Raw genomic sequence first — 7,609 nt, 5'->3', positions numbered from 1 at the left:
CAGTTGCAGATTATTCTGGTATCGGAAATAGTTGCAGATTGTTTAGTCTGCGAAAATGGGCAGGGGTTGGGCTAAATTAAAGTGAGAATTGACAGCAACGGAATATGGCACGGCGGCAACGATCAGCCAGGAAAGCCGGGAACATAAATGCTAAGGACGTTTCAAGACTGGCCGCGGTGGAGGCCGGCGGGGGTACAATCGCGAATTGTGGTGGAAAGCGGACGAAATGGAAGAACAGCTCCGGCCGTATAAAGAGTGCAGCCGTAGGGCAGGCATGGAACGCAAAGCTGGGGGGACTGGGTTAGGGAATGGCGGTACTTCACAAAAGGATAGCTAACACGTCCACCCCGAAACCGCTGGCAATTTTACGGAAAACGGGTTATAATCAACTAAAGGGCCGGTGATGATATTGCAGGAATATGACCTTATCATTAAAGCTCTGGTTGAACGGTACTCATCCCACTTTGTCCACCTGGTGCGCGGTATGTCCGCCGACAGGGTTGAACGGCTGGAAAAAGAGGCCGTAGCCGTCAAGCGGGAATCGGACGTACTGCTTAACGTTTGCGAGGACGGGTATGAATATATCATGCTCATGGAAATCCAGACCCGACCCGACAGGGAAATACCCTTGCGGTTGCTGGAATACACGGCCATGCAACACCGGGAATACAAGAAGCCCGTTTACCCGGTGGTGCTCAACCTGACCGGCAGGCCGCAGGAAGGCGGATACGGTTTTGACTGCCTTGACCTGACAGTGGTGGCCTTCAGCTACCGGGTGATCAACCTGGCCGACCTGCCGGCCGGGGACGTTTTGAGGTACGGGCCGGTGGGGATTGTACCCCTGGTTCCGCTGATGCAGCGGCAATTGTCGGACGAAGAGCTGATGGCCCGTTGCGCGAGACGCATAAGGGAAGCCCCGGCGGAATGGGTTCCTGACCTGTACGTCGGCCTGGCACTGTTCGCTCATCTGGGGAAAATTCCAGACGAGGTAATTCTTAAGAACATCGAGGTGAGCAAGATGGAAGCGTCCCCGCTGTTTGAAGGTATCCGGGAGAAGTGGATCAACGAAGGAATTCAAAAGGGGTCAAGAGAAGACCGTATCGAAGCAATTCTCGAAGTTTTGGAGGAAAAGATCGGGCGATACCCGGGTGAACTGGCGGTAAAACTGCGGGCGATTGAGGAAATGGATACACTAAAAATGCTTTTCCGCCGTGCAGTAAGGATTAAAAGCCTGGAAGAATTCTTGGCTATTCTAAGTGATATCCTCACCTCAAACTGAGAGGCGTGCTGAGGTGAGCAAGATGGAAGCATCCGCTGTTTGACGGTATCCTGGAGAAGTGGATCGACAAGGACCACGAGAATTAACGGTTTGCAAGTATCGAACAGTCGTACTGGTGTATTTGGAATAAAAATCGCCAGGGCAGCTGGCTTTTGTTTTTTTAGGTCAAGGAGATACCTCTGGTAAGGATTCGTTGTTCTGCCCGCGCCGCCCTGGGACGAAGAGTTTACCGTGCTGGTGTTTTACGGGGTCATCCTTGTAGTAAAGCAGTGTTTGTACCGGAGTGCGCGCCAGACAGATTCTTAGAATATGACATGAACTTCGAGCTGGAAGATGCAGATGAGCAACCAGAGAAAAGGGGGGAAGAAGAATAGGAAATAAGCTGATTCCAAAGTAAAAATTTAAGAGGGGTGTCTGATGATGTGTAGGAAAATTTTTTCGGTTATTGTCAGTCTGGTGTTTGGATTAACCGTATTGGGTACACCTTTGTTCGCGGCAGTAGTTCCGCTGAGGAACTTCGGGGGTGGGACTGCACCCAGCCGGGTGGTGGTAAAATTCAAGGCGGGCACGGACGATGCAGTGAAGAGGAAGGTGCACGCGATGCACGGCGGCAGGGTGGTCAGGGAAATCCCTGCCCTGGGCGTCCAGGTGGTGGAAGTACCTGCGGAAAAAGCGAAGGAAAAGGCGGATGCATACCAGAGAGAAGGTTCGGTGGAATTTGCGGAGCCTGACTGCGTGGCGAAAGCACTGGAAATTCCCAACGACTCTTACTTTTCCAAACAGTGGGATATGAACAACACCGGCCAGACCGGGGGCAAACCTGACGCGGACATTGATGCGCCGGAAGCCTGGGACGTTACAGCCAGCAGTCCGTCAGTGAAAATTGCCATCCTTGACACGGGTATTGACCAGGATCACGAGGACATGGCAGGTAAGATTGTTGGGAACGTAAATTTTACAATCAGTCCGACAGTTGACGACTTTTTTGGTCACGGGACTCACGTGGCCGGGATTGCTGCCGCTGTTGGCAACAACGAAAAAGGTATTGCAGGTACGGCGTACAACGCTTCCCTGATGAACGTGAAGGTTCTGGACGACACGGGGAGCGGTTACTACAGCTGGATTGCGGAGGGGATTGTATGGGCAGTTGACAACGGAGCCAGGGTGATCAACATGAGTCTTGGCGGCACGCAACCGTCCAGGCTTCTCGAACAAGCAGTCAACTACGCCTGGTCTAAAGGCGCGGTGCTCGTGGCGGCAGCGGGAAACGAAGGCTCCAAACAACCGCTTTACCCTGCGGCCTATAAGAACTGCATTGCTGTGGCTGCCACGGACGCTAACGACCAGAAGGCCGCTTTTTCAAGCTATGGAAAGTGGGTCACTGTGGCAGCTCCTGGCGTAAATATCTTTTCGACCCTTCCCAACCACCCCAGCGTCGTCGGTAGCTACCTGGGGGTTACGGGTTACGGTGCACTGGACGGCACTTCTATGGCTACGCCGCATGTTTCCGGTGTGGCCGCGCTGGTCTGGGCTTCGAAGTACGGTACCGGTAACCAGGCCGTGCGGAAGCGCATCGAAAGCACTGCCGACCGCATTGCCGGGACTGGCACTTACTGGGCTTACGGACGGGTAAATGCATATAATGCTGTGCATTAGAAAAACGGGCTGTAGAGGATAAATTAAAATTTCACATAAGATTCCTTATGTGAAAAATATCCTGGAAAAATTCGCATAAGATGCAGGAAGACGCCCTTTTAAGGGCGAATTTTTTGTTCGCATAAGTTAACTCAGGGGGGAGATGGTTGTGTACGAGACATACCATGCACAGGCAAAGGAAGAAAGTCCCAGACCCCCCGTCAAGTGGGCAGGGGGGAAATCCCAGCTTATACCCCAGTTCGAACCGTTGTTTCCTAAAAGAGAGTACAGCCTCTACGTTGAGCCTTTTGTCGGCGGCGGGGCGGTTTTCTTCCACCTGTTACCCCCCAGGGCGGTGTTAATAGACAGCAATGATGAGTTAATCAATTTCTACCTGGTCGTACGGGACGACCTGGAGGCCCTTCTACAGGACCTGAGAAGGCACGAAAATACTGCGGAATACTACTACCGCATCCGTGCCCTTGATCCCGGTCAGCTAACTCCCGTGGAGCGGGCCTCAAGATTTCTCTACCTGAACAAGACTGGTTATAACGGGTTATGGCGTGTAAACAGCCGGGGGCAACACAACGTACCCTTCGGGCGCTACAAGAACCCCAAAATAGTGGATGAGCCGAACCTCCGCCTGGTAAGCGTGGCTTTGAAAAGGGCGGAGATAATCTGCGGCGACTTCAGCCGGATTCTGGACTGCACAGCTCCGGGAGCTTTCGTTTACCTGGACCCGCCCTACCATCCGCTTTCGGAAACAGCCAATTTCACCAGCTATACTCCCGATGCATTTGGAGAAGACGACCAGCGGCGCCTGGCGGAGGTGTTTCGGGAACTGGACCGGAGGGGTTGCCTGGTCATGTTGAGCAATTCTGATACGCCTTTCATACGCGAGCTTTATAAAAACTATGATATACAGGTGGTTTACGCGAAAAGAGCTATTAACTGCCGGGCCGATAAGCGGGGACCGATAGCGGAACTGGTTATCCGTAACTATAGTTAACCGGGGGTGGGGAGATTGTCACCGGGCGGGAAAGGAACCAAAACAGGGGCCGTTTGGGAACAGGTTATCAGGCCGGTTCTTGATATACACTATTCGGGGCGGTTTCAAACCCATGTGACAGTAGGAAATCAACTTTTTGGATCTGCCTACCAGGCTGATTTTGTCGTTCAGGACGATACCGGTGGAATCATAGTCAGTGCAAAATGGCAACAGATTCGTGGGACGGTAGAACAAAAACTTCTGTATGATATAGCAAGCCTTATTTCCATTATTCGAAATTCGGACGAGTATCGCAAGGCTTATGTAGTTCTTGGTGGAACCGGCTTTTCCGAAAAGGCGCGCAGCTTTTTGCTGCAAAATAAGCACCGTGAGATTTTTGCTGATGGTCACCTGGTGGAAGTTTTATCCCTGGAAGATTTTCTTGCCCGTGCCAACAAGGGGGAGCTGTAGTTGGTACTGGATGGGTTTATTGTACACTTGAAGGGTCGTAATTGTTCTTTGAGAACCATAACAGCATATACAGGAGCCTTGCGCAGTTTCATGAGATGGTTGGAGGATACAACCGGATCTCCATTCGACCCGGCCTTCGTCACAGCGCTGGATGTAGCTGATTACCGTCGATACCTGTTAAGCAGGAATCGCAAGCCGGCTACAATAAACCTTCATCTGGATGCCCTGTCGTCCTTTTTTTCGTGGGCTGCGTCCAATGGCCTGATTCCTTCCGATCCGACGGAGGGTATTAAGAGGGTCCCGGAGCAGCGTGGAGCTCCCAGGTGGCTCACAAGACAGGAATTGGGAGCACTGATGAGAGCGGTACAGAAGTACGGCATTCCCAGGGACCGGGCGTTGCTGGCGATTCTACTGCACGCCGGCCTGCGGATCTCCGAGGCGGTATCGCTGCATGTGGAAGACGTGGTAATCCGGGAGCGCTCAGGCTGGGTGACGGTCCGGGAGGGCAAGGGTGGAAAACGCAGGGAAGTGCCGTTGAACGTTACGGTCCGGAGGATAATCCAGGAGTGGCTGGCCGTCCATCCCGGCGGTGACTGGCTTTTTCCCGGGCGAAAAGAACACATGACCGCCCGGACTGCCGAAAAGGTTCTGGAGAAATACGCTCGGCTGGCGGGGGTGGAAGTCACGCCTCACCAGTTGCGGCACACCTTCTGCAAGATGCTGGTGGATGCAGGGGAGAGTTTAGATCTGGTGGCCGTGCTGGCCGGACATACTAGCCTGAACACGACAGCAAGATATACCAGGCCAGGGGCGAAAGATTTAGAAAGAGCGGTAGAAAAGCTGGCGTGGGAGTAGAGTATTTATTAGATGGCTAAAAAGTTAACGACTTTACTGATGTAAGCAAGAAGAGAGGTGTTAACAATGGAGATTAAATTAATACCATTAACATCGTTGCTAGTCAATACTGAAAATCCAAGATATGAGATGGTATCAAACCAACAAGAGGCAATACAGCTTATGATTGAAGAGCAAAAAGATAAACTCGTGAAACTGGCTGAGGATATTCTTGCTAATGGATTAAATCCATCTGATTTAATTATGGTAACCCCTTATGAAAAAAATGAATCGCAATTTGTTGTACTTGAAGGCAATAGACGAATTGTTGCCTTGAAGTTATTAAATAATCCAAACCTTATATTAGAAAAACACAAATCGTTATATAGAAAATTTAAGCAACTTAATGAAAGCTTTGAGAAGAATCCAATAGTTGAAATTCCTTGCATAATATTTTCGGATGAAAAAGAATCTTATAAGTGGATAAGATTAAAGCATACAGGTGAAAATGATGGAATTGGTACGGTAAGCTGGGATGCTCAACAAAAAGCAAGGTTTGAAGAAAGAATGGAGGGTAAAGCTAAATATTCATTGCAAGTAATTGAATTTCTAAAGAATCAAGATAATATTGAAGAAGAGTTTAAAAAACAATTAAAAGAAGTCCCATTATCAAGTCTGCAAAGGTTGCTATCTGATCCGGATGTAAGAGGAATGATAGGTATTGAAATTGAAAATGGAAAAGTGGTTTCTAGATTAGAACCTGATGAAGTAATTAAGCCCTTAAAGAGGATTGTTAATGATTTATTACGAGATGATTTTACTGTAAAACAAATATACTACAAAGATGATAGGTTGAATTATATCGAAAGTTTTACAAAAAATGATATACCTGATAAAACAAAAACACTAGACCAGAAGTGGGAATTAATGTCTGCGTTGACCCTTGAAAGAAACAAAAAAGAAAGGGGTCCAACGAGGCAGAGAAATAAACCATTATCAACAAAAAGAAAGACGTTAATACCGAAAAGTTGTATAATACCTATCAATAATCCAAGAATAAACAAAATATACCGAGAGCTAAAAGATCTTGATTTAGATAATTTTTGTAATGCAGGAGCTGTTTTATTCAGAGTATTTATTGAATTGTCTATTGATGCCTTTATAGAAAAATATAAATTACCCAAAATGGATAAGGATACAAAATTACATATTAAGGTTCAAGCAGTTGCAGATTATCTTGAGGCAAATGGCTACTTAGACAAACATCAGTCAAAAGGTATTAAGACTTCGGTATCTGATCCTAATAATATAATGTCAATAAATACGTTTCATTCTTATATACATAATAAAAACTTTAATCCAATTGCAAGTGATTTAAAGCTAGTATGGGATAACATTGAGCCATTTATTATAACACTATGGAATCAGATATAAAGGATATGATAATATGCAATACTATTCGCCATTACGTTATCCTGGTGGCAAAGCGAAACTAGGTCGTTTTTTTAAATTGCTTTGCGAAGCAAACATGCTATGTGATGGTTATTACATTGAACCATATTGTGGTGGTGCTTCAGTGGCCCTTGACCTTTTAATAAATGAATATGTAATAAAAGTTTTTATAAATGATATTGACAGGGCAATATATTCATTTTGGTTTTCAGTATTAAATGAAACTGAAATATTATGTAAGAAAATATACGATACTCCAGTTAATATGGATGAATGGAAGAGACAAAGACTGATTTATTATAATCAAGATAATGTGTCAACAATTGACCTTGGTTTTGCTGCTTTTTTTCTAAACAGGACTAATAGATCTGGTATATTGAATAAAGGGGGGGTGATTGGCGGAATAAATCAAAATGGAAAATGGAAAATTGACGCACGGTATAATAAGGTTGAATTAATCAAACGAATTGAAAGAATTGCACTATATAAGGATAGGATATATTTAGCAAACAAAGACGCCATGGATTTTTTAAGTGACATTTTGCCAACAACCCCGTATAAAACTTTGATTTATCTTGATCCTCCATACTTTAATAAAGGTAAGGATTTATATTTAAATTACTATAATTATGATGATCATAAAAGAATAGCTGAATTTATAACTAAGGTCGAAGATAAATTTTGGGTTATAACTTATGATAATGTTAATGAAATTAAAGCTTTCTATCATAATTATCGACAGATGATTTATAATTTAAATTATAGTGCTAACAAATGTTATAAGGGGCAAGAAGTGGTTATTTTTAGTCACCAGATTTCAATACCAGAATCTGTTTATGATTTATTTGCATAGTATCTGCGTTTGTCAATATAAAATTGATCCACCTGATAATGTGAAAGTGATCCACCAATGATAAAGTAAAAGTGATCCACTTCCACCGTTTTACCAA

The 7,609-nt window shown here is 45.9% G+C and carries 7 protein-coding genes; all 7 read left to right on the top strand.

Features of this window, described 5'->3' with window-relative positions:
- Nucleotides 1–403 precede the first annotated feature (403 nt).
- Nucleotides 404–1,279 (top strand): RpnC/YadD family protein, encoded by an 876-nt coding sequence (locus J2Z49_RS14385; protein ID WP_307403833.1) that lies wholly within the window; start codon nucleotides 404–406, stop codon nucleotides 1,277–1,279.
- A gap of 417 nt (nucleotides 1,280–1,696) precedes the next feature.
- Nucleotides 1,697–2,935 (top strand): S8 family peptidase, encoded by a 1,239-nt coding sequence (locus J2Z49_RS14380; RefSeq protein WP_307403830.1) that lies wholly within the window; start codon nucleotides 1,697–1,699, stop codon nucleotides 2,933–2,935.
- A 142-nt stretch (nucleotides 2,936–3,077) separates the two neighbouring features.
- Nucleotides 3,078–3,923 carry a DNA adenine methylase gene (locus J2Z49_RS14375; RefSeq protein ID WP_165859218.1) on the top strand — a complete coding sequence of 282 codons (846 nt, stop codon included), beginning with the start codon at nucleotides 3,078–3,080 and terminating at the stop codon, nucleotides 3,921–3,923.
- A 15-nt stretch (nucleotides 3,924–3,938) separates the two neighbouring features.
- The gene (locus tag J2Z49_RS14370) at nucleotides 3,939–4,373 is read left to right on the top strand and encodes a PD-(D/E)XK nuclease superfamily protein (RefSeq protein ID WP_121450148.1); all 435 of its coding nucleotides are present in this window, start codon (nucleotides 3,939–3,941) and stop codon (nucleotides 4,371–4,373) included.
- Entirely contained in the window at nucleotides 4,374–5,228 is an 855-nt protein-coding gene (locus J2Z49_RS14365; protein ID WP_307403825.1) for a tyrosine-type recombinase/integrase, read from the top strand.
- Between the two features lie 66 nt (nucleotides 5,229–5,294).
- The gene (locus tag J2Z49_RS14360; protein ID WP_307403823.1) at nucleotides 5,295–6,641 is read left to right on the top strand and encodes a hypothetical protein; all 1,347 of its coding nucleotides are present in this window, start codon (nucleotides 5,295–5,297) and stop codon (nucleotides 6,639–6,641) included.
- Nucleotides 6,642–6,654: 13 nt separating this feature from the next.
- Nucleotides 6,655–7,512, top strand: coding sequence for a DNA adenine methylase (locus J2Z49_RS14355; RefSeq protein ID WP_307403821.1), 858 nt, complete (start codon nucleotides 6,655–6,657; stop codon nucleotides 7,510–7,512).
- Nucleotides 7,513–7,609: the final 97 nt, after the last annotated feature.

The sequence above is a fragment of the Desulfofundulus luciae genome, from assembly GCF_030813795.1.
Lineage (GTDB): Bacteria > Bacillota > Desulfotomaculia > Desulfotomaculales > Desulfovirgulaceae > Desulfofundulus > Desulfofundulus luciae.
Note: the sequence above shows the minus strand (reverse complement) of the source record. Positions and strands in the feature narration are given on the sequence as shown.

Coding starts and splice junctions, on each gene's coding strand:
- J2Z49_RS14385 (WP_307403833.1), top strand. CDS start 404: ATGATATTGCAGGAATATGACCTTATCATTAAAGCTCTGGTTGAACGG.
- J2Z49_RS14355 (WP_307403821.1), top strand. CDS start 6,655: ATGCAATACTATTCGCCATTACGTTATCCTGGTGGCAAAGCGAAACTA.
- J2Z49_RS14380 (WP_307403830.1), top strand. CDS start 1,697: ATGATGTGTAGGAAAATTTTTTCGGTTATTGTCAGTCTGGTGTTTGGA.
- J2Z49_RS14360 (WP_307403823.1), top strand. CDS start 5,295: ATGGAGATTAAATTAATACCATTAACATCGTTGCTAGTCAATACTGAA.
- J2Z49_RS14375 (WP_165859218.1), top strand. CDS start 3,078: ATGGTTGTGTACGAGACATACCATGCACAGGCAAAGGAAGAAAGTCCC.